At 70.5% G+C, this 26,303-nt stretch carries 25 protein-coding genes; 9 read left to right on the top strand and 16 right to left on the bottom strand.

The features are described from left to right. Positions 1-143 precede the first annotated feature (143 nt). The 7 genes from AC07VM_RS13180 to AC07VM_RS13210 all read right to left on the bottom strand — a co-directional run bounded on the left by AC07VM_RS13180 (position 144) and on the right by AC07VM_RS13210 (position 9,366). Positions 144-1,052: an ROK family protein gene (locus AC07VM_RS13180; protein WP_494911629.1), complete on the bottom strand. Its 909-nt coding sequence runs from the start codon at positions 1,050-1,052 to the stop codon at positions 144-146. A 32-nt stretch (positions 1,053-1,084) separates the two neighbouring features. Next, positions 1,085-2,752 carry an ABC transporter ATP-binding protein gene (locus AC07VM_RS13185; RefSeq protein WP_494911630.1) on the bottom strand — a complete coding sequence of 556 codons (1,668 nt, stop codon included), beginning with the start codon at positions 2,750-2,752 and terminating at the stop codon, positions 1,085-1,087. Continuing rightward, positions 2,749-3,627: an ABC transporter permease gene (locus AC07VM_RS13190; RefSeq protein ID WP_267416925.1), complete on the bottom strand. Its 879-nt coding sequence runs from the start codon at positions 3,625-3,627 to the stop codon at positions 2,749-2,751. The genes AC07VM_RS13185 and AC07VM_RS13190 overlap by 4 nt, the downstream gene beginning before the upstream one ends. Next, entirely contained in the window at positions 3,624-4,646 is a 1,023-nt protein-coding gene (locus AC07VM_RS13195) for an ABC transporter permease (protein WP_494911631.1), read from the bottom strand. Before AC07VM_RS13195 ends, AC07VM_RS13190 begins: the two co-directional genes overlap by 4 nt. Positions 4,647-4,658: 12 nt before the next feature. Further along, positions 4,659-6,467 (bottom strand): peptide ABC transporter substrate-binding protein, encoded by a 1,809-nt coding sequence (locus AC07VM_RS13200; RefSeq protein WP_267416923.1) that lies wholly within the window; start codon positions 6,465-6,467, stop codon positions 4,659-4,661. Positions 6,468-6,623: 156 nt separating this feature from the next. Continuing rightward, positions 6,624-8,111 carry a M81 family metallopeptidase gene (locus AC07VM_RS13205; RefSeq protein ID WP_494911632.1) on the bottom strand — a complete coding sequence of 496 codons (1,488 nt, stop codon included), beginning with the start codon at positions 8,109-8,111 and terminating at the stop codon, positions 6,624-6,626. 82 nt (positions 8,112-8,193) lie between these two features. Continuing rightward, complete coding sequence (locus AC07VM_RS13210) at positions 8,194-9,366, bottom strand: ROK family transcriptional regulator (RefSeq protein ID WP_267416921.1); 1,173 nt, start codon at positions 9,364-9,366, stop codon at positions 8,194-8,196. A 135-nt stretch (positions 9,367-9,501) separates the two neighbouring features. On the opposite strand from AC07VM_RS13210, the gene AC07VM_RS13215 reads away from it, so the two are divergent. Beyond that, positions 9,502-9,945 (top strand): hypothetical protein, encoded by a 444-nt coding sequence (locus AC07VM_RS13215; protein ID WP_494911633.1) that lies wholly within the window; start codon positions 9,502-9,504, stop codon positions 9,943-9,945. A gap of 53 nt (positions 9,946-9,998) precedes the next feature. Here AC07VM_RS13215 and AC07VM_RS13220 read toward each other — a convergent pair whose 3' ends face one another. Together AC07VM_RS13220 and AC07VM_RS13225 are read right to left on the bottom strand one after the other, a co-directional pair. Beyond that, positions 9,999-11,207: a hypothetical protein gene (locus AC07VM_RS13220; RefSeq protein ID WP_494911635.1), complete on the bottom strand. Its 1,209-nt coding sequence runs from the start codon at positions 11,205-11,207 to the stop codon at positions 9,999-10,001. 66 nt (positions 11,208-11,273) lie between these two features. After that, entirely contained in the window at positions 11,274-12,506 is a 1,233-nt protein-coding gene (locus AC07VM_RS13225) for a hypothetical protein (RefSeq protein ID WP_494911636.1), read from the bottom strand. A gap of 106 nt (positions 12,507-12,612) precedes the next feature. On the opposite strand from AC07VM_RS13225, the gene AC07VM_RS13230 reads away from it, so the two are divergent. From AC07VM_RS13230 to AC07VM_RS13250, 5 genes are all read left to right on the top strand, one after another. Next, positions 12,613-13,683 carry a M4 family metallopeptidase gene (locus AC07VM_RS13230; protein ID WP_494911637.1) on the top strand — a complete coding sequence of 357 codons (1,071 nt, stop codon included), beginning with the start codon at positions 12,613-12,615 and terminating at the stop codon, positions 13,681-13,683. Further along, the gene (locus AC07VM_RS13235; RefSeq protein ID WP_494911638.1) at positions 13,658-13,963 is read left to right on the top strand and encodes a protealysin inhibitor emfourin; all 306 of its coding nucleotides are present in this window, start codon (positions 13,658-13,660) and stop codon (positions 13,961-13,963) included. The genes AC07VM_RS13230 and AC07VM_RS13235 overlap by 26 nt, the downstream gene beginning before the upstream one ends. Before the next feature lie 80 nt (positions 13,964-14,043). Next, positions 14,044-14,289, top strand: coding sequence for a hypothetical protein (locus AC07VM_RS13240; protein WP_267416914.1), 246 nt, complete (start codon positions 14,044-14,046; stop codon positions 14,287-14,289). Positions 14,290-14,345: 56 nt separating this feature from the next. Then, positions 14,346-15,122 carry a ribonuclease H family protein gene (locus tag AC07VM_RS13245; RefSeq protein WP_494911641.1) on the top strand — a complete coding sequence of 259 codons (777 nt, stop codon included), beginning with the start codon at positions 14,346-14,348 and terminating at the stop codon, positions 15,120-15,122. Positions 15,123-15,165: 43 nt separating this feature from the next. Next, positions 15,166-15,918: a Pr6Pr family membrane protein gene (locus AC07VM_RS13250; RefSeq protein ID WP_494911643.1), complete on the top strand. Its 753-nt coding sequence runs from the start codon at positions 15,166-15,168 to the stop codon at positions 15,916-15,918. Between the two features lie 36 nt (positions 15,919-15,954). Here AC07VM_RS13250 and AC07VM_RS13255 read toward each other — a convergent pair whose 3' ends face one another. From AC07VM_RS13255 to AC07VM_RS13265, 3 genes are all read right to left on the bottom strand, one after another. Then, positions 15,955-17,307, bottom strand: a complete 1,353-nt coding sequence (locus AC07VM_RS13255) for a flavin monoamine oxidase family protein (protein ID WP_494911644.1) — start codon at positions 17,305-17,307, stop codon at positions 15,955-15,957. Positions 17,308-17,461: 154 nt separating this feature from the next. Continuing rightward, the gene (locus AC07VM_RS13260) at positions 17,462-18,439 is read right to left on the bottom strand and encodes an SRPBCC family protein (protein WP_494911646.1); all 978 of its coding nucleotides are present in this window, start codon (positions 18,437-18,439) and stop codon (positions 17,462-17,464) included. Between the two features lies 1 nt (position 18,440). Next, positions 18,441-18,830, bottom strand: a complete 390-nt coding sequence (locus tag AC07VM_RS13265) for an ArsR/SmtB family transcription factor (RefSeq protein WP_267416910.1) — start codon at positions 18,828-18,830, stop codon at positions 18,441-18,443. Between the two features lie 148 nt (positions 18,831-18,978). On the opposite strand from AC07VM_RS13265, the gene AC07VM_RS13270 reads away from it, so the two are divergent. Next, positions 18,979-19,731: an SDR family NAD(P)-dependent oxidoreductase gene (locus AC07VM_RS13270; protein WP_267416909.1), complete on the top strand. Its 753-nt coding sequence runs from the start codon at positions 18,979-18,981 to the stop codon at positions 19,729-19,731. 3 nt (positions 19,732-19,734) lie between these two features. Here the strand turns inward: AC07VM_RS13270 and AC07VM_RS13275 are convergent, their stop codons facing one another. The 3 genes from AC07VM_RS13275 to AC07VM_RS13285 form a co-directional block, all read right to left on the bottom strand. Beyond that, a complete protein-coding gene (locus tag AC07VM_RS13275) occupies positions 19,735-20,052 on the bottom strand; it encodes an ArsR/SmtB family transcription factor (protein WP_324170124.1) in 318 nt (105 codons plus the stop codon). Further along, positions 20,049-20,522: an SRPBCC domain-containing protein gene (locus AC07VM_RS13280; protein WP_267416908.1), complete on the bottom strand. Its 474-nt coding sequence runs from the start codon at positions 20,520-20,522 to the stop codon at positions 20,049-20,051. Before AC07VM_RS13280 ends, AC07VM_RS13275 begins: the two co-directional genes overlap by 4 nt. 107 nt (positions 20,523-20,629) lie before the next feature. After that, positions 20,630-21,853, bottom strand: coding sequence for an MFS transporter (locus AC07VM_RS13285; RefSeq protein WP_494911649.1), 1,224 nt, complete (start codon positions 21,851-21,853; stop codon positions 20,630-20,632). Between the two features lie 33 nt (positions 21,854-21,886). On the opposite strand from AC07VM_RS13285, the gene AC07VM_RS13290 reads away from it, so the two are divergent. Next, positions 21,887-22,456, top strand: a complete 570-nt coding sequence (locus AC07VM_RS13290) for a TetR/AcrR family transcriptional regulator (protein ID WP_494911651.1) — start codon at positions 21,887-21,889, stop codon at positions 22,454-22,456. Between the two features lie 84 nt (positions 22,457-22,540). Then, positions 22,541-24,100: an SDR family oxidoreductase gene (locus AC07VM_RS13295; RefSeq protein WP_494911653.1), complete on the top strand. Its 1,560-nt coding sequence runs from the start codon at positions 22,541-22,543 to the stop codon at positions 24,098-24,100. A 107-nt stretch (positions 24,101-24,207) separates the two neighbouring features. On the opposite strand, the gene AC07VM_RS13300 is transcribed toward AC07VM_RS13295, so the two are convergent. Beyond that, a complete protein-coding gene (locus AC07VM_RS13300) occupies positions 24,208-26,214 on the bottom strand; it encodes a BCCT family transporter (RefSeq protein WP_494911654.1) in 2,007 nt (668 codons plus the stop codon). Positions 26,215-26,303: the final 89 nt, after the last annotated feature.

Here is a 26,303-nt window from a genome sequence, read left to right on the forward strand (position 1 = left end):
CACGGTGCCAGCGCTGGCGCCGAGTACACGGCATCTCGCCGAGCGCACGGCGCATCGACGTCGGAGAGCCGTGCACTCGGCGAGATCCCGTGCTCTCGACCGGGGGGGGGTGGGGGTGGGGGGGGGGAAGTAGGGGTGGGGGGTCAGCGGCGGCGGAGGGCGGTGAGGACCGTGCCGTTCGCGCCGGCCCACTCGCCGAGCGTGGCCGGGACGATGGGCGGCACCCGGTGGAACGAGGCCCGCTCGCCCACGTAGCGCTCGGCGAGGGTCACCAGCTGATGCGGCGCCTGGGCGAGTCCGCCGCCGATCACGATGCAGCCCGGATCGACGAGCGCGCACAGGGTGAGGATCGCCTCCGCGAGCGCCGACGACGCCCGTTCGACGATGGCCGTGGCCGCGCCATCCCCCGCGGAGTGCGCCGCGAGCAGCCCCTCCGGCCCGCCGGTGCCCCCGACCGCGACCCATGCCCTGCGCAGGGCGGGAGCGCCGATGATGGTCTCGAGGCAGCCGCGGCGCCCGCAGGAGCAGACGCTCCCCTCGGGTTCGATCGTGATGTGTCCGAGCTCCCCCGCCGAGCCATGCGCTCCGGGCACGACCTGTCCGTGCGCCACGTGCGCGCCGGCGATGCCCGTGCCCAGCGCGAGCACGAAGACGTCGTCGACGCCCGCACCCGCACCCCACGAGGCCTCGGCGACGGCGGCCGCATGCCCGTCGTTGATCACGTCGACGGGGATGCCGAGCTCGGCGCTGAGCTGTGCGCCCAGCGGTCGGCCGTCGAGCGCCGGGATGTTGGTCGAGCGCACGACCACGCCGGCCGCCTCGTCGACGAGTCCGGGGATCGACAGCACCACGCGCTCGAGGTCGGCATCACCGCGGAGCGACGACGCGATGGCGGCGAGCCCTTCCACGGGAGACGACTTGGGCGTCGCGTGTCGGCCCCGATCGAGGGGCTTCGGCGGGGTGTCCAGCGATGCGCGCGCGGACGCGAGCAGATGCTTGACGCTCGAGCCCCCGACGTCGAGCCCGAGCACGACGGGGGCGCCTTCCTGCACTCTCCTGGTCGATCGGGTCGGCTCGCCCCGGGTCACGGGGTGGCCACCCGCGCGGCCGCGCGGGCCTCCCGCCGCAGAGCCTGCTTGTCGGGGTCCGGCACCGGAACAGACGCCAGCAGGCGCCGGCTGTACGGATGCTGCGGAGCCAGGAGCACCTCGTCGGCGGATCCGGTCTCGACGATCTCGCCCTTCAGCATCACGGCCACCCGGTCGGAGATCTCGTGGACGACGGCGAGGTCGTGGCTGATGAAGAGGCACGCGAAGTGCATCTTCGCCTGCAGGGTGCGCAGCACCTCCAGCACCGCGGCCTGCACCGAGACGTCGAGCGCGGAGGTCGGCTCGTCGGCGATGATCAGCTCCGGCTCCAGGGCGATGGCGCGGGCGAGGCCGATGCGCTGGCGCTGGCCACCGGAGAGCTCATGCGGGTACCGCGAGGCGTAGGTGCTCGGCAGCTCGACGGCTTCCAGCAGCTCGGCCACCCGGGCGCGACGCTGACTGCCGCTCGTCGGGAAGCGCCGGCGCTGCACGAGGAGCGGTTCCGCGATGGCCTCGCCGACCGTCATGCGCGGGTCGAGACTCGAACCCGGGTCCTGGAAGATGGCGCCGACACGACCGCGCAGCTCGCGCTCCCGACGTCCGGAGACGCCGCCACGGCCGACCTTCTCGCCGAACAGCGTGATGCCACCGCTGGACAGCGGCAGGAGTCCGAGTGCCGCACGGCCGAGGGTCGACTTGCCCGACCCCGACTCACCGACCAGGCCGAGGATCTCGCCCGGGGCGATGCGCAGGCTGACGCCGTCGAGCGCGAGGAACGGGCGCCCTCCGCGACGGTAGGTCACGCTCGCGGCATCGAGCTCCAGCACGGCGGCCGCCGGCTCCGGCTCCTCGTCCCGCTCGACGACGCTCGCGATGTCCGGCAGCGAGGGCACGGCGCTGAGGAGCTTCTTCGTGTAGTCCTCGCGCGGTGCGGTGAGCACGGTGCGGGTGTCGCCCACCTCGACCATCGTGCCGCGGAACATCACGGCCACCCGGTCGGCGATGTCGGCGACCACGCCCATGTTGTGCGTGACGAGGAGGAACGCGGTGCCCGACTCGGCCGCGAGGCGGCGGATGAGGTCGAGGATCTCGGCCTGCACGGTCACGTCGAGCGCGGTGGTCGGCTCGTCCGCGATGATCAGCTGCGGCTCGCACGCGAGCGCGATCGCGATGACCACGCGCTGGCGCTGACCACCGGAAAGCTCGTGCGGGTAGCTCTTCGCCCGCCGTGCGGGATCGGGGATGCCCACGCGCTGGAGCATCTCGACGGCGCGTTCCCACGCCTCGGCCTTCGAGATCTGACGGTGGTTGAGGATCGCCTCGGTGATCTGGTCGCCGATCCGCATGCTCGGGTTGAGCGCGGTCATCGGCTCCTGGAACACCATCGAGATCTCGGCGCCGCGCACGGCGTTCATCTCGCTCTCCGGGAGCGGCAGCAGCTCGCGGCCGGCGAGACGGATCGATCCGGTGACGGTCGCCGACTTCGGCAGCAGCTTCAGGATGGCCATGGCCGTGACGGACTTGCCGGAGCCGGACTCGCCGACCAGGGCCAGCACCTCGCCGGGCTTGACCTCGAGGTCGATGCCCTTGACGGCCTCGACCGCGCCGTCCTCGGTGCGGAACGTGACCCGGAGGTCGGAGATCGACAGCAGTGCGTCGCTCATGCGGCACGCCCCTTCACGTCGAAGAAGTCGCGGAGGCCGTCGCCGATGCTGTTGAAGGCACAGACGGTCAGCACGATGCAGAATCCGGCGGGGAAGATCAGCCACCAGGCGCCCGCGTAGGTGTAGGTGATGCCGCTGGTGAGCATGGCGCCCCAGTCGGTGGCCGGCTTCTGCAGGCCCATCCCGAGGAACGAGATGTAGGCGACGAGCAGGATGGCGTCGGCGACCTGGAAGGTGGCGTTCACGACGATCGTGCCGACCGTGTTCGGGACGATGTGCTTGAGCACCGCGCGGGAGTGGGTACCGCCCATGGCGCGCAGCGCGAGCACGTACTCACGGGACTTCAGCGAGATCGACTCGGCGCGCACCAGACGGGCGGGCACCAGCCACGAGACGAGGCCGATGACGCAGATCATGAGCGGGACGCTCGGGCGCAGGATCGCGGACAGGATCAGCAGCAGGAACGTCGCGGGGATCGCGATGCCCGCGTCCACGACGCGCATCATCACGGTGTCGACGGCACCACCGACGTATCCGGCGATGGCGCCCCAGAGCGTGCCGATGACGGTGGCGAGGATGCCCGCGGCGAGTCCGATCAGGATCGAGATCTGACCGCCCATCATGAGCCGTCCGAGCACGTCGTATCCGACGTCGTCCGTGCCGAGAGGGTGGCCCGGGCTTCCCGGGGGCAGCATCGTGCTGCGCAGGTCGGTGTGGATCTGGTCCGTCGGGTGGATCAGGGGCCCCAGGAAGCAGAACAGCAGGAACAGCACGATCGTCACGATGCCGAAGACCGCGAGCTTGTTCTGCAGGAAGCGGCGCATGCCGCGCTGACGCGGGGTCAGCGTGCGCATCACGATGGTCGTCGTGCTCACGAGAGCTCCTCTCGGGTGCGCGGATCGAGCAGCGCCTGGATGATGTCGGCGAGGAGCGATCCGATGACGGTCGCGAGGGCGATCACCAGGATGCAGCCGATCAGCACGGGGTAGTCGGAGGTCTGCGCCGAGGTCCAGAACAGCAGGCCCATGCCGGGGTAGTTGAAGAGCGACTCGACGACGATCATGCCGCCGAACATGACCGGCAGGTAGTAGCCGAGCATGGCGATCACGGGGGTCAGGGAGTTGCGGACCACGTGGCGGGTGATCACCACCGGCACCGAGGTCCCCTTCGCACGCGCCGTGCGGACGTAGTCCTCGGAGAGGTTGTCGATCGTGGCCGAGCGCATGTAGCGCGAGAAGGTCGCGATGATGCCGAGTGCCGCGGTGAGCACCGGCAGCACGAGGCCGGCCGGGTTGGCGAGCACGTCGCCCACCGTCTCTCCCTGCGGCGCCTGGGCCGGGACGAGCCGCAGCCACTGCGCGAACACGATCACGAGGATCAGGCCGAGGAAGAACGACGGCGTCGAGTAGACGATGAAGTTCCAGGTGGTGAGCGCGTAGTCGGCGGCCTTGCCGCGGCGTACGGCCTGGAAGATGCCCATCGGGATCGCGATGATCAGGGCGAACAGCATCGAGATCAGGGCGAGGATCAGCGTCTTCGGGAGACGCTGGCCGATGGCGTCCGCCACCGGTCGGTTCAGCTTGAAGGAGTCCCCGAGGTCGCCCTGGACGAGCTGCCCGAGGAAGTGGAAGTACTGCTGCCACAGGGGCAGATCGAAGCCGTTCTCCTTGTTGAAGGCGTCGATCTGCTCCTGCGAGGCCTGCATGCCGAGGATGCCGGCGGCCGGCCCCTGCGGCATGGCGAGGTGGAGCAGCGCGAACACGATCAGCGTCACGATGAGGATGACGATCCCGCCCTGGCCGACCCGTCGCAACAGGTACCACCAGAACCGCGGGCCGCCGGCCCTCTCCTTCTTCTGCTGCTGCGCGTTCTGCGCTGCTTCCACCACGCTCATGTCACCTGCCTGTTACTTGGTCCAGGACCAACGCTGCGGAAGGAACGACGCACCCGGGTCCTGGTGGGCGATGTCGAGTCCGTCACGGACGACGGAGACCTGGTAGACCGGGTTCGGCATCCACATGACCGGGAGGTCGGTCGCGAGGTACTCGGAGTACTTCTTCGCGATCTCCGGGTCGGTCGAGAAGGCCATCGCCTGGACGAGCTCCTCCGCCTCGGGGTTGTCGTACTGGCCCGCGTTCCACTTGGTGTCCTTCGCGAAGACGCGCTCACCGGTGGCGTAGGGCGGGAAGTACCAGCTGCCCGCGGTGCCGAAGAAGACGAGCTCCCACGTGCACGCGCTGCCGGTCTTGCACTCCTGCGCCTGCGTGAGGACGGTGTCCAGCGGCTTGGAGTCGATCGTCATCTTGACGCCGATCTTGCCGAGCGACGACTGGATCTCCGCCATCATGTTGTCGGTCTCCTGCGAGCCGTTCTGCGTGGTGACGACGATCTCGGCCTTCGAACCGGCGGCGATGCCCTCACCGCACTGGCCCGCACCGGCACCGGCGTCGGCGCACTCGAGCGTGCCGTCCGAGCCCTTGACCCAGCCGTTGTCCGTGAAGAGCTTCTCGGCCTTCTTCAGGTCGAACGGGTACGGGTTGTCCTTCTGCACGTCGGACAGACCGCTGGAGTCGGCCGTCTGCGGGATGGGACCGTAGTCCGGCGTCGCCGCGCCGTGCCAGACGACCTCGGAGATGGTCTCCTGGTCGACGGCGTGCTGCAGCGCCTGGCGCACGTAGAGCTGCTTGTAGAAGGAGCCCTTCTCCGGGTTGGCGAAGTTGTACGGCATGTACGTGATCGACCAGCCGGCCCACGGCTCGATGCTGTAGCCCAGGTCGGTGAACTGCTTCTCGTTCGTGAGCTGCGAGCTGGTGACGTAGCCGTAGTCGACGTCGCCCGAGCGCACCACGTTCATCTCGGCGTCGGCCGAGGTGAAGGGGAGGAACCGCACGTTGTCGATCTTCGGCTTGTCCTCGCCGGTGTACTTCTCGTTGGCGGTGAGCTCGACGAGACCCGAGTCGGACCAGCTCTTGACCGTGTAGGGACCGGCGACGGTCTTCCACAGGTCGTTGGTCGCGTAGGTCTTCATGTCCTCGGCCTCGGAGAAGAGGTAGTCGAGGACGTCGGCGGCACCCGCGGCGTCACGGTCGTGGTCGCCGATCTCGCCGTCCGCGCTGGTCTTGTCCCAGACGTGCTGCGGCATCGGGTACATGAGGCTGAGCTGGTTGCCGAGGAGGAACTCCTCGTTGTAGACCTTGTCCATCGTCAGCGAGAACGTCTTGTCGTCGATGGTGGTGAACTCGGTGATGTTGTCCGGCATCAGGCCGGCGGAGTAGCCACCGGTCTTCTCGCCGTTGAAGCGCACCAGGTTGTACCAGAACTCCACGTCGCGCGAGGTGACGGGCTCGCCGTCCGACCAGTCGAGGTCGTTCAGCGTGATCGTGATGGTCTTGCGGTCCTCGGAGAACTCGTAGGACTTGGCGGCGGAAGCCAGCTCGTCCCAGCCCATCTCCCCGTCGACGCCGTTGTACTCGAACAGACGCGGCCACATCGTCGCCTTGATGGCGCTGTTGTGGGTGGCCATCTTGTCCGGCGACGAGATCGGCAGGATCCAGTTGGGTCCGGTGCCGACCTGGAGCGCGAAGCTGACGGTGTCCTTCTCGCCTGCCCCGTTGTCGCCCGAGGTGCCGGCCTGGCAGGCGGTGAGGGCGAGCGTCGCGACGGCGAGCGCACCCAGGGGGGCGAGCAGCCGGCGGCGCAGCGACTGAGATCGCATGTAAACCTCCTTGTTCAACGCCCCGTCACCCGAAGCGTTCGTCCGATTTATGACGTACTTTGAATCATGCCCGAACAAAGTCAGGGACAGAAGTCGCTCTTGTTACGTTTAAGTAACTAACTTCCTTCGATTCCAGCGAAAAGCAGGGCAGGTGCCTCAGCCGACCATCTCGGCGATGAGATCGGGCGCGACCTCGAACGCGTCGAACGGATGCATCGGGCGCTGGATGCGGTGATGCCCGAGGCGCTCCAGGTCCTGATCGACGCCGCCGGGGGTGAGTGCGAGCGTCCATCCGCGCATGATCGCGTAGAGCTCCGGCTCGAGGTAGCCGATCTTCGTGACGACGATCTGCGCCGCCGTCGGGTCGAGGTCGATCGAGGTGAAGTCGGAGACGTCGTGGTACGCCTTGCGGAACTCGGTGACGATCACGTGCAGACCGCCGACGCGGATCACCGCGATCCCGCCGGCATCCACGTCGCCCTCGTGCAGGCTGTGCAGCACGCCCTCGACGAGCACGGGCCCGTGCGGACCGCTGTCGACGCGCGCGCCGACCTCGACCGAGACCCGCTCACCCACGGCGTGGCCGCGGAGGATGTCGAGGGCGCCCTTGTCGAACACCGAGGCGCAGAGCGTGACCGGCGCGTCATCGGCCGTCAGCTCGGGCTTCTGCAGCAGCTGGGCGAGGGTCCAGGTGACGTCACCCGTGCCGCCGGCGCCGGGGTTGTCCCCCGAGTCGCTGATGAAGTACGGGGTGTCGGTGGCGGCGAGACCGGCCGCGACGCCCTCGTCGAGGGTGCCGGGAGGGCCCACGAACTCGAACTCGTCGCGCACGTCCCAGAACGCGCGGCCGAGCTCGGCCGCCGCGGCCGCGGTCGCCTCGTCGTCGGTGCCGGTCACGACCACCGTCGCGTGGCAGCGCGGCTCGTCGGCCCAGGCGTAGCCGATCCAGATCGCCGCGTCCGTGACGCCGGGGCGCGACTCGATCTCGGGGATGCGGGCGTAGAGGCTCTTCGCCGGCTCCACGCGCGTGCTGGTCTTCTCACCGGGGAGCAGAATCGGCACCCGCACCCAGGCGCGGCGCGGCGTGACGCCGCTCTCGAGCGCCTCGACGAGGTTGCGGATCGCGCGGTCGCGGGTCTCCCACGTGTCCTCGTGCGGGGCCAACCGGTAGCAGGTGATGATGTCGACGTTCTCGATCAGGGTGCGCGAGACGTTGCCGTGCAGGTCCATGGAGGCCGAGACCACGACGTCGGATCCGATCACCTCGCGGATCGCGGTGATCAGGTCGCCCTCGGCGTCGTCCAGCCCGACGACGCTCATCGCGCCGTGGATGTCGAAGAAGAGCCCGTCGAGCTTCTCGCCGTCGGCGACGAGCGCCCGCAGCCCGTCGCAGATCCGCGCCTTGATGCTGTCGTAGACCTCGCGCAGCACCGCACCGCCGGGGATCGACCGGGCGTAATAGACCGGCAGCCATTCCGCGCGGCCGCGCATCTCGCCGTCGCGCAGCGAGTCGTAGCGGGTGACGAGGTCCTCGCCCTCCAGGCGGAGGAAGTCCCGCTCGCCGGCGCGGTGCGGCGAGAAGGTGCTGGACTCGATGGCCATGCCGGCGATGGCGATGCGCGGGAGCGTGGAGGTCTCGGTCATGCTCCGAGTCTAGATCGCACGTCGAAGCAAACCAGGCAACTTGTTCCGAATCGGTACAAACTTGAGCCGATTGCCGAAATTACTAGGCGGCGCTGCGCAGCTCCTCATCGATTCTCGCAGGGTCGAGCATCCGCTCCAGCAGCTCCCAGGCGACACCGCGCGCCCCCGCCAGCGCACCGGCCCGGCTCACCCCGATCTCCAGCGCATCCGTCGACATCGGCAGGCAGAGCGTGAAGAGCGCCTGGCGGACGCCCGCCACGAACGCGTCGGCCGTGGCCAGGCGCCCGCCCAGCGCGAGCGCCTGCGGGTTGAAGAAGTTGATGATGGTCGCGAGCACCTCGCCCGTTCGTGCGCCCGCCTCCCGGAGAGCCGACGTGGCCTTGGGGTGCGCGTCCTGCGCCAGCGCGAGCACGTCGTCGAGCGACTCCACGGCCACGCCCGCCTCCTTCAAGGCGTCGACGATCGCGGCCCCGCTCGCGACCACGTCGAGGCAGCCGACGCGTCCGCACGAGCAGATGATGGGCGGGGCGTTGTGCAGCGCCACGTGACTGATGTCGCCGGCCACCCCGCGGAACCCGCGATAGACGGCGCCCTCGAGGATGATGCCGCAGCCGATGCCGCTCCCGGCCTTCACGAACACGAGCTGCTCCTGCTCGCCGCCCCGCTCGATGAACTCGCCGACGGCCATGGCGTTCGCGTCGTTGTCGATCAGGAACGGCAGCCCCGTGACCGAGCCGAGGACCTCGCCGACGTCGACGCCGTTCCAGCCCGGCATCCGCATCGGTGCGAGCAGGCGCGAGGTGCGCGAGTCCACCGGTCCGGGGAGACTCATCGCGATGCCCTCGAGCCGCAGTCCGCCGTTGTCCTTCGCGAGACCCTGCGCGCACTCCCACACCTGGCTCACGACACTCTCGACGCCGTCGAGGAGGGACACCTGGGCGACCGTCGATGCGACGACCTCGGCCCGGCGGTCGAACAGCGCGACGGTCGCGTGCTGCTCGCCGAGCTCGACGCCGGCGACGACGCTGCCGCCCGCCTTCACCGTGAGCACGCGAGGTCGTCGGCCGCCGCGCGACTCGCCCTCGCCGTTCTCCTCGATGTATCCGTGGGCGATCAGCTCCTCCACCCGGAGGGCGACGGTCGACGGGGAGAGCCCGGTCAGGCGGGCGAGGTCGGCGCGGGACTGCGCCGCTCCGGTGCGCACCAGCCGGAAGATCTCACCCTCGGAATGTACGGTCTGGGTAGCCGGCGCCACGGTGTCCTCGAATCATCTTGTTTCGGTAGTCAAACAAAGATAGCCCCAGACGGGAGAGGTGTCATCCCCCTCGCGCCGCGCGACGACTCATGCCGGCGATACCGTCGGCGCTGCCCGGGGGCGCAGACTGGGTGCATGACCGAAACCGATCCGCATCTGCTCGGCCCCGGACTCCTGCCGACCCCCTTCACCGCCGCCGAGATCCGCGACGCCACCGGAACGGGCAAGGTGATCCATCTGCTGCTGGAAGGCCCGGACGGCCCTCTCGGCGAGCACGTCAACCGCTTCCGCGACACCGACGACGAGGGCGCGACCCTCGATCGCTGGGCCGTCGAGGACCCGAACGCCGTCGTCTCGAACCGCGTGACGTGGGCCGAGCTGCAGGGCCACGCCGCGTTCGATGCGGGGACGACGAGCGTGTCGACGGTGGCACTGACGACGCCGCTCGGGCAGCTCACGTGCCGTCGCTACGACACCGATGACGGCGTCTTCTGGTTCTCGGTCGACCACCCCGGGATGCCGGTGCAGTACGAGGCCGACGGCATGCGCACGACCGTGCTGAGCATCGAACAGGACTGAGCCCCGCACGAAGGAGGGCGAGCCCGCGCGCGGCCCCGCCCTCCTTCTCTCGCTCAGTGCCCAGCGGCGCCGACCACCACGAACTCGTTCGGCACGACATCCAGCGTCGCGTCGGCCGAGACCTCACCGGTGCGCAGGTCGACCGCAAGGATGCGTTCCTTCGCCGGCTCGGTCACGTAGGCGATGTCGCCGACCACGTGCAGGCCCGGGTGCGGCTGCTGCCACTCGGTCGGACTCTCCCACGGGTCGATCACATCCCAGGTGTCGACGAGCTCGCCCGACTCGTCGAGCAGTGACAGGCTGCCGTCGGCCCCGAGCACCACGACGTTGTCGTGCGCGTCGCGCCCGACCCCGCGCCAGGTGTACTCCACACCTTCCGGGAGGTCGACGATCGAGATCGCCTGCGCCGCGGTGTCGATGCGCGCGAGCTGCGACAGCAGGTATCCCTCCTGGTCGGGGTCGGTCTTGTAGTCGCCGAAGGCGATCGCGCTGGCGTCGCTCACGTACGCGTTGCCGGTGCGACCGAACTCGTCGGGCGCGTCGATCTTGGTGAAGGCCCCCGCGTCGAAGAGCAGCACCCCGTCTTCGCAGCCGAACATCACGACCTCGCCGTTGAGCGCCCCTTCGCCGTGCACGCTCGGGCACTGCTCGTTGCGGGCGAGCTCGGTGCCGTCGGCCGCGAGGTGCCGGACTCCGCTGCGCGCCTCGGCCGTGCCGATCGTCGCGAGGATGCTGCCGTCGGCGAGCTCGAGTGCCACCCCGTGATGCGCGGCCTCGGAGGTGATCGTGTCGGCCTCGGGAAGCGTGCCGGTGCCGACGGCATCCGTGTCGAAGATCCGCACCTCGCCGGTGCCGTCGTCGAACAGGGCCGTGCGCCCTGCGTGCGGGACGGCGTGACCGGCCGCTTCGGCCTCGAACACCTCGCCGGTGAACTCGACCGTGCCGGACGCGAGGCCGGAGTCGAGCACGTGGAATCCGTCTTCAGCGGTGACGAAGACGTGGCCGTCGTGGTCGCCGGCGCCGTTGACGCGCAGGAAGCCGCCGAGCTCGACCCGCCCGACGGCGTCGAGGGTCTCGCCGTCGAGCACGAGCACTCCGCCGTCGTAGGTCACGGCGATGCGGGTGTCGCCCTCGTGATGGTCGTCGGGCGGGGAACCTGCGGTGTTCTCGGCGGCGGGACCTGAGTTCGCGCATCCGGCGAGCGCCACGGCGGCGATCACGCCGAGGGCGCCGATCGCGAGGCGGCTGCGGGGTCGGGACATGGATCGTCTCTCTTTCTTCTGGGTGGGTGCGCGGGATGCGCGACGACGACCGGAGTCGTCGAGGGCTCAGCCGACCTGCTGCACGAACCGGGGGTCGAGGTCGGCGAAGGTTCGGGTGACGGTGCCGTCGCGGTGGTCGATCTCGTGCACGACCCCGGTCGCCGGGTCGGTCACGTAGGCGTGCTGGGCGTCGACGAGCAGCTGCACGCTCTCGCGCAGGGCGGGGTCGCCGACGGATGCCGCCAGCAGCGGCTCCGTGCGGGCCAGCACCTCGCCGTCCGACGCGAGCACCCGCACGCGGCCGTCGGCATCGATCACGACCGTGCGACTGTCGTCGTCGCCGAGGGCGGCCGCGCGCAGCAGGGGCACATCCGAGGGGAGCAGCATCCACTGTCGCTGTCGCACATCGAGCAGCCCAGCACCCTGCTCGCCCGCGACTCCGGCGAGGTCGGGGCGGTCGGTGCGGCCGGCGAGGCTGGTCACGGGGGCGACCGCCGCGGGATACGGGATCGTCTCGGCAGCGATGGCGCCGCCGACCTCGCGGGTGAAGAGCACGGCCCCCTCGGTGCAGCTGAACACGACGCCGACACGAGTGAGGTCGGCGTCGGAGGGGTTGGTGCACGGAGTCACAGCGCCGGGAACCGGGGAGCCCGCGGGGTCGAGCAGTTCGATCCCGGCGCCGGCTGTCGGCACGAGACGATGGTCGGCGAGGAACGCCACGGGGCCGGACGCATCGACGGTCGCGCGCGGGGCGGCATCCAGTCCATCGGCGAGAGCGTCATGGACGAGCAGGACCAGTTCTCCGCTCGCGAAGGTGACCGTCGCCCGCTGCGCCCCTGCGACGACCCGCACTTCTCCTTCGCCCTCGAGGGTGCCGAGGGCGCGGGGGCCGCCCCGGAACGAGTGGGTGTGATCGCCGTGCGGCACGGTCCAGCGCGCGGAGTCGATCACCTCGACCGCGGTGCCGCCCTCCGCGTCGTGTGCGCGGTAGACGAGGCGGCCGTCGCCGAAGAGGCCGGTGACATCCTCGCGTGCCGGCGCGAGAGTCGAGCGCTCCTCGGTGTCGAGGTCGAGGAGCGTGAGCTCGCCGCGACCGTCCGCGATGACGAGGGCGAGGGCTGGGGCGGCGACTTCGGCGGCGTCGCCCGCGTCGATGCCGTGCGCGTCGGGAGCGGCCGATGTCGCCGGTGCCGTGGGAGCGGCCGGCGCGCAGGCGGTGATCCCCAGCAGCAGCCCGACCGCGGCGGCGACAGAGGCGGTGCGGGATGCGGAGGCGGCGCGAGGGGAGCGAAGGTTCATGACGATCTCACCTTATTGAGAACGATTCTCGTTATCAAGTCGAGAGCGCTCCATGCGCCCATGGCCGGTCGGCCTGAACGTCGGCAGCCCGGCGTAGGGTCGCACCATGAGCAGCACAGCATCCGCACGACGTCATGGAGTGGTTCCGTCCTATCTGCTCGCGCGACTGGCCGAGTCGGGTCGCTTCCCCAAGGCGGCCGCCGCCGCACGGCAGACGCTCACCGCGGGCCGTCCGCCGTTCCGCGCCCGGATCGACCTGTCGATCGACGAGAACGGCGACCTCGTGGCGCAGCTGTCGGACGCGCCGAACCGCACGATCAGCGATGCCGGGAACACGCAGCAGCTCCCGGGCGCCGTGGTCCGCGGCGAAGACGACGCGCCCGTGGAGGACACCGCGGTCAACGAGGCCTTCGACGGTCTCGGGGCCACGTTCGAGATGCTGCTCGCCGCCTTCGCCCGCAACTCCCTCGACGATGCCGGCGCACCGCTGGACGCGTCCGTGCACTACGGCGTCGACTACGACAACGCGTTCTGGGACGGCGAGCGCATGGTGTTCGGCGACGGGGACGGCGAGGTCTTCCAGCACTTCACCGGCTCGCTCACCGTGATCGGGCACGAGCTCGCGCACGGCGTCGTGCAGCACACCGCGAACCTGGAGTACCAGGGACAGCCCGGCGCGCTGAACGAGTCGATCGCCGACGTGTTCGGCGCCCTGACCGAGCAGTACGCGCTCGGACAGACGGCCGACCAGGCGACGTGGCTCATCGGCGCGGAGATCTTCACCGACGCGGTCGAGGGCGCGGCCCTGCGCTCCATGATCGCGCCCGGCACCGCGTACGACGACGACGAGCTCGGTAAAGACCCTCAGCCCGACCACATGAGCGGCTACGTCCGTACGACGGAGGACAACGGCGGGGTGCACATCAACTCCGGCATCCCCAACCGCGCGTTCGCCCTGTTCGCGATCGACCTCGGCGGCGAGGCCTGGGAGCGAGCCGGAACGGTCTGGTACCGCGCACTCACCGGCGGCCTGTCGAGCACCGCGACCTTCACGCAGTTCGCCGATGCCACCGTCGCCGCCGCGACCGCGATCGACGCCGCCACCGCCGACGCGGCTCGACGCGCCTGGGCGACCGTGGGAGTCTATGGAGATGAGCGAGTCCCCTCCACCGACTGACACGCAGGTCGTGATCGCGGTGGTGCGCACCGGTGGGATCGCCGGTATCCGCCGTCAGTGGCGCGTGGAGGCGGCACCCGACGAGGCGGTGGAGTGGATCGACCTGATCGACCGCTGCCCCTGGGACCAGGACCTGGATGCCGACGCCGGCGCCGACCGGTTCGTGTGGAGCATCCGTGCCCGCACACCGTCGGAGCGCCGGGAGCGCGAGCTGCCCGACTCCGCCCTCGACGGCCCGTGGCGCGCGCTCGTCGAAGCGGTGCGCGCGGCTTCCGCCTGACGGCAGGCGCGGGCGACGCATCCGATCAATCCCGTGTGAATCCGGCGCTCCCCGGCGAGCGCGGGTTCACAATGGAACCCATGGGACTGTTCCAGCAGAAGTCGGAAGAAGAAGAGAACCAGTGGGTGCTGCCCTCTGAGCCGCTCGAGCGCTCCGAGTCGGAGGTCCTCGACACGGCCCCGGTCGTCGACCCGCTGTCGATCGGCCTCGGCGCAGAAGCCAGCGGTGACCTGAGCTCGGTGCTGTTCCCGGTGGCGCCTCCCGCACCGGAGGCCGCGTCGACAGCCGACACCGAGCCGGAAGACGACGAGCCCGCGGACGACTGAGCGATCGTCCGCGCCCGGCGACGGGGCAGCGGTTCCCCCACCGTTACGGTGGAGGGATGACGATCACCGCCGCCGCAGACGGCTCCGCCCTGGGCAACCCCGGCCCCAACGGCTGGGCCTGGTACATCGACGACGACAACTGGGCGGCCGGCGGCTCCCCGCACGGCACCAACAACCAGGGCGAGTTGCGTGCCGTGCTCGAACTGCTGCGCGCGACGGCCGGCACCGACGAGAAGCTGCTGATCGAGTGCGACAGCCGCTACGTGATCGACTCCGTGACGAAGTGGATGCCGGGCTGGAAGCGCAAGGGCTGGCGCAAGTCCGACGGCGGCCCCGTGCTCAACCGCGACCTGCTGGAGGGCATCGACGAGGCGATCCGCGGGCGCGACGTGGAGTTCTCCTGGGTCAAGGGCCACGCCGGGCACCCGCTGAACGAAGCCGCCGACGAACGTGCGAACGCCGCCGCGAAGGCGTACCAGGCGAAGCAGGAGCCGCGCCGGGGGCCGGGCTTCACCCTCGGGACGGATGCCGGCGCTGCGGTGGCGGCCTCCGCACCGGTCGCCGCGTCCGCACCCGCCGCGGTGTCGGGTCAGGCGCGCGGGTCCGGCGCATCGGTCGCCGCGGCTGCGGCATCCGCGCCGTCCCCCGCGGCATCCTCGCTCGCGGAGCCGCTGTGGGCCGAGGCCTCCGACCTGCTCGACGGCCTCGATGCGCCGGAGGACGACCCGATCGTCCTCAGCCTGCCGCTCTCCAGCGACGAGCACGCCCGACTGCGCGACCGCGCAGAAGCCCAGGGTGTCACGCTGGAAGAGGCGCTCCGCCGCCTGATCTGAGGCTCCGTGCAGCGCCGGATCCGTAGACTCGGCGGATGAGGGAATGGGCGGTGACGCGGCGGTGAAGGCCCGCACGGTCTTCGGCCTGCTCCGCCTCAGCGCGGCCGCCGTCTGCCTGGTGGCACTCATCCACCGGCTCAGCTGGGGGCTCGCCTCGCACACGGTCGCGAGCCAGAACTTCTTCGCCTACCTGACGAACCAGTCGAACATCGCGTTCGTGGTGCTCTTGACGGTCGCCGGCATCATCGCCCTGCGCCGCGCCAGGGATCCGCGCTGGCTCACCGTGGCGCTGGCGCTCGTGCTGACGTGGACGATCACGGCCGGGCTGGTGTTCGCGATCCTCGTCTGGCAGGCGGGGGTCCGCGGCATCCGCATCGACGTGCCCTGGTCGGATCAGGTGCTGCACTTCTGGCTGCCGGCCGTGACGGTCGCGGCCTGGGCGCTGGCGCCGGGGCACCGGTCCGTGCCGTGGCGCGTGGTTCCGGTGACGCTCGCGTACCCGATCCTCTGGGGCGTGGCCACCATGATCCGCGGGCCGCTGATCGGCTGGTACCCGTACTACTTCCTCGACCCGCGACAGGTGAGCGGGCCGCTGGAGTTCCTGGTCTCGTCCGGCATCGCGCTCGGCACCTTCGCGGCGGTCGCCTCTCTGCTGGTGCTGATCAGTCGGATGCCGCTGCCGAGACGGCTGCGCGCGGACGCCGACGAGACGCCCGGCCCGCCGGAGGAGGACCCCACGGTGGACGGAGATCGCGAGCCGGAGGGCGCGCGGGAGAAGACCCCGGTGCGCGCCTAGCGGCCCGGTGCCCCTGCGCACCCGCGGCGGGCGCGGTCAGACATAGATCGAGAGGGAGGCGAGCGCCGCGTCGAGCGCCGCATCCTCGTCGAGTTCCGCGAAAGCCGCGGCCGACGCGCCTCCGACGATGCCCGCGAGCACGTTCTCCCCTGTCGCCGGGCGCAGGTTGATCCAGGTCGGGATCATGACGTGGCCGCCGACCGCGTGCCAGATCGACTCCTCGCTGTCCCAGAACGGCTCGTCCCACCGCAGCCAGACGGTCTCGATCGCGCCCATGCCGAGGGCCGAGATCGCGCCGCGGTTGGCGAAGGGCAGCGGCGGGTCGAACTCGATGCTGCGCTCCTGCAGCACGCCCAGCGGCACCGTCACGACGACGCGGTCGAACGAGAGAGCCTCCCCCGTGCCGAGTCGCACGCTCACGCCCGTGTCGTCGTACGCGACTCGGGCAACCGGCGAGCTGAGGCCGACCTGCACCCCGTCGAGCGCGTGCTCGACGAAGGGAGTGAGACTGTCGCCCGCGGCCCGGGGGTCTCCCGTGGGCAGCGGCGGGGAGAACCAGCTGGAGAGCTCGTCCGCGTCGGCACCGGTGCGGGCGGCGAGGATCGCGAGCAGCGCAGCTGTCCCGGGATCGGCCGGATCGATACCGGCAGTGGTCAACGCGTCGGCGACCGAGGAATCTTCCGGAGCGGCCTGCGCCGCGGTCAGGGCTGCGGTGAACGGCTTCGGGTCGACCGGATCGATGTCTCCGTCCGGTGTGCGCCACAGTTCGCCCGCCAGGTCGAGGATGCCGACCTCGCCGCTGGTCAGGCGGTCGAGCACGTCGGCGTCATCCTCGCCGAAGAGCCAGGCTCCGAGCTGCACCGGCACCGGCCACGCGTCGTCGACGCGGGAGAACACGCGCCCGCCGACGCGGTCCCGCGCCTCGAACACCGTGACCTGCATGCCGCGGGCGGCGAGCAGCGCGGCGGCGGTCGCACCCGAGAGGCCGGCGCCGACCACGGCCACCCGCTCCCCCGGGACTCCGGGGCCCATGAGCTCCTCCGCCGCACGCGTGCCGGAGCTGATCGCGCCGCGCACCGTGCCGGGAGCATCCTCGTCGGTCGCCTCCCCCGCGAAGAACAGCCGGTCGTCGATCGGTCGTGCCAGGGCGGTGCGGGTCGCGCCCAGGACTCCGACCGGCGTGAAGCTGGCGGCGCCGAGGGCGAACGGGTCGCTGGTCCAGGTGCTGCGGATGCTGGCGGCCGGGGCCGGCACACCCGGCGGCGGCTCGGGCTCACGCGTGCGGGTGGGCGTCGGGGTGGGCGCGGGCTCCGGGGTGCAGGAGGCGAGAAGCACCGAGGCGACGCCGGCTCCGGCGCCGAGGAGCAGAGTGCGGCGCGTGATCCTCATCGTGTCGCCACTTTATCCCGCCCGGCGGGTTCCGCGTCGGCGGACGGCGACTCGGCCCCGCCCGTGCGGACGAAAACGCCGGGCCGGGCGGTCTCCGAGGAGATCTGCCCGGCCCGGCGTCGGCGGTGCCGATGCAGCGGATGCGGCGACGGCGTCAGACCGTGAGCAGCTCCCGCTCCAGGCGGGCGAACGAGGACTCCATGCCGTCGGCCATGCCGGTGGCGAGGATCATGTCGCGCGTCTCCTTGTCGGGGTACTCGATGAGCAGCGTGACGAGGGTCGCGCCGTCCTCTTCGTAGAGGTTCAGGTCGTTGAGCGTCTCGGTCGGCATGCCCTGCATGCGCTCGGTCGTGACCGCGCGGCGCGGGGCTTCGACCAGGAGCACCTCGCCCTCGAATCCGAACGGCTGCCCCTCGGTGTCGCCGACCGGCGCCCAGGAGTTGCGGTACGACTGCCCCACCTCGGTGGCGGCGACGCACTCCGTCATCTCCCAGCCGTCGGGGCCGAGCATCCATTTGCGGATCAGGTCGGGCTCGAAGTGGGCGCGCCAGACCAGCTCGCGCGGCCCCTCGACCAGACGCGTGATGCGCACGTGGGTGTCGTCCAGCAGCTCTACCCTGGTTCCCTTGCCCTGCGCGTACTCGCGGAGGTCCTGCAGCACGGTGTCGAGCTGCGCCATCGCCATCTTGATGCCCTCGACCTGGCCCATCTCGACGACCTGCTCCAGCGCGTCGACCGAGTCGAAGTGGCTCGTCGTGACCATGCGGGTGCCCTCGCGGGTGGGCTCGAACGCGAACGACATCCGCTGCGCGGGGAAACCCTCGAGCGGCTTGCCCTCGTCGTCGACGAAGGAGTCGATGACCTCGAAGCCGTTCGGCGCGTCGATCGACACGAACTCCCAGGCGCCGGACGACTTCTCGCCGCGCGGACCGTTCATCGAGTAGACGGCGCGCCCTCCGACCGTGTGATCCCAGGCGGTGAAGGTGGCCGGCCATCCGGGAGGACCCCAGAAGCGGTTGAGCTGCTCCGGGTCGGTGTACGCGTTCCAGACGCGATCGATCGGAGCCGCGAAGTCGGCGACCACGGTCATGGTGAGGTTCTCGGCATCGGTGGTGACGTCGGTGACAGGCATTTCAGTCTCCTTGCTCGTTCTTGTCGGTATCGCTGTTGTCGGATGAGCCGGACCGAGGAGTCTCGGCCAGCAGGTCGTCGAGCCGGGCGATGCGCGACCGCCACAGCTCTTCGTATCGGGCGAGGAGCGCCCGGGCGCGGGCGATCATCTCGGGGTTCGCGCGGACGAGCCGCTCGCGTCCCTCGGCGCGCTTGACGATGAGGTTCGCGGCCTCGAGCACGGCGACGTGCTTCTGCACCGCGGCGAACGACATCTCGTAGTCGGCGGCGAGGGTCGAGACGGACTGCTCCCGCTCGATCGTCCGACGCAGGATGTCGCGCCGGGTCGACGTCGCCAGTGCATGGAAGACACGGTCGACCTCCGCTTCGCTCAGTTCTCTTTGTGCAACCATTTGGTTGTACGTTATGCCCGCGGAGAACACCTGTCAAGAGGTCCATTCAGGTGAATCCACCCCGCCCTTTCGGGCGTAGGGTGGAGGGAAGGACGGACCGTCCGAGAAGATCTCCCGGCACCGTGCCCGCCCGGAAGTGGAGTCCCTCGTGGCTCAGTACGACGTCTCGAACCGCTCGGCGATCGTGACGGGAGCGGGCAGCGGAATCGGACGCTCGACCGCCCTCCTGCTGGCGAAGAACGGCGCATCCGTCGTGGTCAACGACCTGAACGCCGAGCACGCGAACGCGGTCGTCGAAGAGATCCGCGCGGCCGGCGGCACGGCGGAGGCCTCGGTGGGCGATGCCACCGATGCAGCCTGGATCGCGTCTTCCATCGAGCTCGCGAACTCGCTCGCCCCGCTGCGCATCGGCGTCAACAACGCCGGCATCGGCGGCGCATCCGCCCCCACCGCCGAGTACGAGGACGAGGCGTGGGACAAGGTCATCGCGATCAACCTCAACGCGGTGTTCCGCAATATGAAGGCGCAGATCCCCTCGATCCTCGCCAACGGCGGCGGATCGGTCGTGAACATCGCGTCGATCCTCGGCAGCGTCGGCTTCGCCGGATCCCCGGCCTACGTCACCGCCAAGCACGGCGTGGTCGGCATGACCAAGTCGGCCGCGCTCGAGTACTCCGCCAAGGGCGTCCGCGTGAACTCGGTGGGCCCCGGCTTCATCGACACCCCGCTGCTCGCCAACATGGGCGATGAGGCGAAGGAGTTCCTCGTGAGCAAGCACCCGATCGGACGCCTGGGTCAGGCCGACGAGGTCGCGAACCTCGTCGCGTTCCTCGCCAGCGACGCCGCGAGCTTCATCACCGGCAGCTACCACCTGGTCGACGGCGGCTACACCGCCCTCTGAGGCCTACAGCCCCTCCGCGATCTCCTTGATCGCGGCGAGGCGACGGTCCCACTCGCGGCCGATCACGTCGAGCTTCGCCGCCGTGGCGGAGAGCTCGGCACCGACCACGCGGAAGCGCACCTCGCGCCCCACCCGCACGGGTTCGACGAGGCCGACCTCCTGCAGGACGGCGAGGTGCTTCGCGATCGCCTGTCGCGACACCGGAAGGCGCCCGGCGAGGGCGGATGCCGACGCATCCCCCTCGCCGAGAGCCTCCAGGATGCTCCAGCGCGTCTCGTCCGCGAGCGCCGCGAACATGGGCATGAGGGTCTCTGCGGTCACGCTTCGCCTTCCACCAGGACGACCATCTTGTCGAGCTCCAGGTCCCAGCCGGTGCGGTGCGACTCGAGGTTGCCGCGCGGGTCGGACGTGCGCTCGAAGCCGGTCTCCACGACCGTGAGGCGCGTGCCGCCGTCGGACTCCTCGAGCGTGAAAGTGAAGACGGTCGATGTCGCCTCGTCGATACCGTCGGGCAACGTGCCGAGCGCATCGTCGTTGTTCCAGCGGTAGGTGATGCGCCGCGGCTCGTCGCACTCCTCGACCCGCAGCGGGATCACGTCGTAGTCGGGGAAGGTCATCGTGCCGGTCGCACCGACGCCGACGCCGTCGAGCACCGTGCGTCCGAACCAGCGCGACACGTGCTCGGGCTCGGCCACCGCGCGCCACACCTTGTCGACGGATGCCGCGATCTGGATGCTGCGTCGGACGGAGAAGGTCTCCTCGTCGACGACGGATGCGTCGTTGTGGGTCATGCTCACCATGATGGGTCCTTTCGGGATCTCGTGCATGCCGGCCGGTCGACCAACTGCAATCCCAGGGTTGCACTCATGACCATCAAAAGCAACCCGTAAGTTGCAGTTCAGCTCCGCGGGCGGCGCTTCCCCAGGAACCCGGCGAGTAGCACGGCGACGAGAGCGGCGACCGGCGCCACGAGGAGTCCGGCTCGCAGACTCTCGTTCTCGGCGATGTATCCGACGAACGGCGGCGACAGCAGGAAGCCGAGACGCAGCAGCCACGACACGATGGTGAGCCCGACGCCCGCTCGGAGCCCCGGGAGCTCGTCGGCGGCATGCATCGCCGCCGGGATCAGGGTCGCGATGCCGAAGCCGACCGCCGCGAACCCGAGGATCGTGCCGGGCACGCTGGGGAAGGCCAGCGCGAGCGTCATGCCCACGGCGGCGATGACCCCGCCGACCCGTGCGACCCATCGCTGGCCGAACCGGTCGGTGAGCGGATCGCCGATGATGCGGCCGACGAACTGCGCCCCGACGAGGGCGATGAAGCCGAGAGGCGCGACCGCCGCCGCAGCCCCGAGCGAGTCGGCGAGGTAGAGCGTCGCCCACGAGTTGCCGGCATCCTCCGCGACCGCTCCGGCCATGGCGATGAGCGTCAGCGCGACGATCGCGATCACGGTCCGGGGGCTCAGCCCGCGGCGCACCGCCCCGGTGAGCTCGGCGGGCTCGGCCGTGACCTCCGCCTCGGCCTCGTCGTCACGGCCGGGCAGGCAGAAGCCGAGAGCGACCAGCGACACGGTCGCGAACACGGCAGTGGAGATGCCGAGGTGCACGCCCAGCGGCAGCTGCAGGGCGATCGCGACCGCGGCCATCGCCCCGCCGAGCACGGCGCCGATCGACCAGATCGCGTGGAAGCCGTTGATGATCGAGCGGCCGTAGCGCCGCTGCACGCGGAGTCCGTGCGCGTTCTGCGCGACATCCGTGATCGCGTCGGACGCGCCGCCGAGGAACAGCGCGACGGCGAACAGCACCCCTGACGGCGCGAGGGCCGCCGACAGCAGCCCGAGGCTCGTGAGAACCGTCCCGATGACCGCGATGCGCGCCGAACCGAACCGACGGATCAGCACGGCCGCCAGGAGACCGGCCGCGATCGCCCCGGCGGGGAATGCGGCGATCGCGAAGCCGTATCCGAGGTTGTCGAGCCCGAGCGCGGACTTGATCTCCGGATACCGCGGCAGGATGTTCGCGAACAGCGCCCCGTTGGTCAGGAACAGGGCGGAGACAGCGATGCGTGCGCGCCGGGATGCCCGGTCCGGCGCAGGTCGTCGAATCGATTCGATGGATGACATGTGTACGATCGTACATGTGGAGAGGGGTGCGTGGTGAACGGAGTCGACGAACGTCGCGCGACGAACCCCCGACACGACCCCACGCGGCGCGATCGCATCATCGACAGCTGCCTCGACGTGATCGCCGAGCACGGGCTGGCCGGCACCTCGCACCGAAAGGTCGCCGCAGCCGCCGGCGTCCCCCTCGGCTCGATGACGTATCACTTCGACGGGTTCGACGAGCTGCTGCGCGCGGCGTTCACGCGCTACGCCGAGTCGGTGTCCGCGCAGTTCGAGGAGCGGATGCAGGCGGCATCCGACGTCGACGAGGCGCGCGCCGCCGTCGTGACCCTCATCACCGACGTGGTCCTCGGCACCGACCGCGACCTGGTGCTGCTGCACGAGCTGTACACGCTCGCCGCCCGCGACGAGGAATACCGCGACCTCACGAGCTCCTGGATGGCGCGCAGCCGCGCCGCCCTCGAGCGCCACTTCGACCCGCTGACCGCCCGCCTGATCGACGCGCTCATCGAGGGCCTCACCCTGCACCGCGCCCTCGACACCGCTCCGCACGATCCCGAGGTCGCCCGCATCGCGATCGAGCGGATCACCCGCGTCGGCTGACGCGCGCCCCGGGCCCGCCTACCCATCGACGACGACGCCCGCAACCCCGTTCCTCCCCCGCCCGGGCGGCCATACGCTCGTGCCATGACCGAGCTCACCCAGCCCACCGGCCGCGAAGAGGCACTGCGCGCCGTTCCCCGCGACGACGGATCCGCACCCCGCGCGCTCGTGCTCGGTGCCACCGGCTACATCGGCGGACGGCTGACCCCGCGGCTCCTGAACGCCGGCTACCGGGTGCGCGTCCTCGCGCGCGACGCCGTGCGCGCGGCATCCTTCCCCTGGGGCGCCGACTGCGAGATCGTCGAGGGGTCGGCCGACGATGCGGATGCCGTCGCCGAGGCCATGGACGACGTGGACGTCGTCTACTACCTGATCCACTCGATGTCGGCGGGCAAGGGCTTCGAGGAGAGCGACGAACGCGCGGCGACGACCGTCGCGGAGGCCGCCGCCCGGGCGGGAGTCCGGCGCATCGTCTACCTCGGCGGCCTGCATCCCGACGACGTGAAGCTGTCGCCGCACCTGCGCTCACGCGTGCACGTGGGCGAGATCTTCCTGAACTCCGGCGTGCCGAGCCTCGTGCTGCAGGCCGGCGTCGTGATCGGATCGGGGTCGGCGTCGTTCGAGATGATCCGCCACCTCACCGACGTGCTCCCGTACATGCCGGCACCGAAGTGGGTGCGCAACCGCATCCAGCCGATCGCCGTGCGCGACGTGCTGCACTACCTGCTCGGCGCCGCCCGCGTGGACGCCGACGTGAACCGCGCCGTCGACATCGGCGGCCCCGACGTGCTGCGCTACGGCCAGATGATGAACGGCTACGCGGTCGAAGCCGGGCTCCGGCAGCGTGCGATCGCCGCCCTCCCCGTCCTCACCCCGGGCCTGGCCTCGCACTGGGTGAACCTGGTCACCCCGGTCCCGCGATCGATCGCCCGACCGCTCGTCGCGTCCCTGCAGAACGAGTGCATCATGAAGGACCACGCGGTCGACGAGCTGATCCCGCGCCCCGCGGGAGGGCTGACGCCTTATCGCCGGGCCGTCGGACTGGCGCTCGGACGGCTGCAGGCCGACACGATCGAGACGAGCTGGCAGGACTCCGAGGTCTCCGGCGCCCCGAGCGATCCCCTGCCGAGCGACCCGGAGTGGGCCGGGCGCACCGTCTTCACCGACGCACGCTCGGTCGCGACCACGGCGTCGGTCGCGGAGCTGTGGCGCGTGATCCTCGGCATCGGCGGTGAGAACGGCTGGTACTCGTCACCGCTGCTGTGGGCCGTGCGCGGCTTCATGGACCGCATCGTGGGCGGCGTGGGCCTGAGTCGCGGGCGTCGCAGCCGCACCGCCGCACGGGTCGGCGACGCGATCGACTTCTGGCGCGTCGAGGCCGTCGAGACGACGGATGCCGGGTCGCTGCTGCGCCTCCGCGCCGAGATGAAGGTGCCGGGAGACGCCTGGCTCGAGCTGCGGGCGGTGCCCGACGGCGCCGGCGCCCGCTACGAGCAGCGCGCGATCTTCTTCCCGCGGGGCCTCACCGGACGGCTGTACTGGCTGGCGGTGCTGCCCTTCCACGGGTTGATCTTCGCGGGCATGGCAGCACGGATCACCGCCGCCGCGGAGGGTGCCGGGACGACGACGAGCGACCCCGTGTGATGCAGGACCTCGGTCGTTGAGCGAGGAGCCTGCGACGAGACGAAACGCGTGGGTGGACGTTTCGTCTCGCTGCGCTCGCTCAACGACCGGAGGGGCCGGGGCGGGGGTCAGTCCGTGCGGGGCTCCGCCGGGTCGCTCGGATCGACGTCGTCCGGCGCGGTCGGGCCGTCCTCCAGCGCCGCGTCGACCACCGCATCCACCTCAGCGGGAGGGATGATGTCGATCGCCTCGGTCGCCGCCTCGTACACCTCGGCGAGCGAGTCGTCGACGGTCGACTCGTCGATCCAGTCGAGGTCGTCCTCGGAGTGGTCGTACTCCACCGGTACGAGCGCGAAGTCGTCGCCGTACTCCTCGAGACCGGCCATGACGCTGTGCCGGACCGCGGCGCGGGCGTAGCGCTCGCGCAGGATCAGCGGATCACGCCGGAGATCCTTCATGAAGGCGATCATCATGAACGTCATGATGATCGCGAACGGCAGCGCGGCGATGATGGTCACGTTCTGCAGTGATCGCAGACCGCTCCCCTCCTCACCGGTGACGAGCAGCACGGCGGCGATCACGCCGACCAGCACACCCCACACGACCGCGACCCAGCGCGCGGGCTCCGGTCGACCCTGCTGGGAGAGCGTGCCCATCACGAGCGAGGCGGAGTCCGCCCCGGTGACGAAGAAGATCGCGATCAGCAGGATGAGGACGATGCTCGTGATCAGCGAGAACGGCAGGTTCTCGAGCACCCCGAACAGCACCTCCTCGGGCGGATCGACCGTGAGGTTCGCGCCGTCCATCTGCTGCTGGATGGCGGTGGTGCCGAAGATCGCGAACCAGACGAGCGAGATCGCGGACGGCACGACGATCACGACCGAGACGAACTGGCGCAGGCTGCGACCGCGCGAGATCTTCGCGATGAACATGCCCACGAACGGCGACCAGGAGATCCACCACGCCCAGTAGAAGATCGTCCAGCTCGACAGGAACGTCTGCGCCGCCTCACCCTGCGATGCGGAGCGGCCGATCATCTGGGGCAGGTCGCCGAGGAACTGCACCGCGACCGACGGGATCACGTTGAGGATGAGCAGCGTCGGCCCGACGAAGAACACGAAGAAGGCCAGCAGCAGCGCCACGACGGCGTTGATGTTCGACAGCGCGCGGATGCCCTTCGAGACGCCCGACACCGCGGAGGCGATGAAGCAGGCGGTGAGCACGGCGATCGCGGCGATCAGGACGCCGTTGCCGAGGGGACCGGCGCCGCTGACGATCTCGACGCCGTGGCCGATCTGCAGGGCACCGAGTCCCAGGGATGCGGCCGTGCCGAAGAGCGTGACGATGATCGAGAAGATGTCGATCGTGCGGCCGAGCGGTCCGGTCGTGCGGCCCTCGCCGAGGAGCGGCGCGAAGATCGAGGAGATCAGCGGGGTGCGTCCGCGGCGGAAGGCTCCGTACGCGATGGCCCCGCCGACGAGCGCGTAGAACGCCCACGCCTGCGGACCCCAGTGGTAGAGAACCTGGGCCTGCGCGGTGTGCATGGCGTCGAGGGTGTTCGCCTCGACGGTGCCGGGCGGCGGGTTCTCGAAGAACGTCAGCGGCTCGGCCGCGCCCCAGAACACCAGGCCGATGCCCATGCCCGCGGCGAACAGCATCGAGATCCACGAGAACATGGAGAACTCGGGCTCCTCGTCGTCGCGGCCGAGCGGGATGCGGCCGTAGCGGCTGAACCCGACGAACAGCATGAACACCAGGATGACGGTGGCGATGGTGGTGAAGAAGAATCCGAAGTACTCCACGACCCAGTCGAGCACCGTGCGGGTGGTGCCGGCGAGGTTGTCACCCGCGAACACACCCCAGGCGATGAACGCCAGGGTCAGGGCGACCGCCACGCCGAAAACAAGCGGGTCGGTGCGGTAGGTGCGCCCGGTCTCCTCGACCGAGACGCCGGGCACGAGGGCCGGATGCACACTGCGCGGCGGGACGGCGGCGATGTCGCGGACGATCTTGCGCGCTGTCTCGGTGGCCTTGGTCGGAAGGCGGTTCGCTCCCGTGCCGGCGGCGTCCGTGTGGGAGCGCGGAGGAGTCGTTCCTGGGGAGCGTGTGGGGGGCTTCTCGTCAGGGGTCTCCATGGCACACCATCCTGTCACGGCAGGCGGCCGCACACGGAGGCGAAAACCCAGACGATCCGCGCGATCCGCGGCGTGTCGGCGCACGGCGC

This window comes from Microbacterium sp. GW821-FHT01D02 (genome assembly GCF_059422585.1).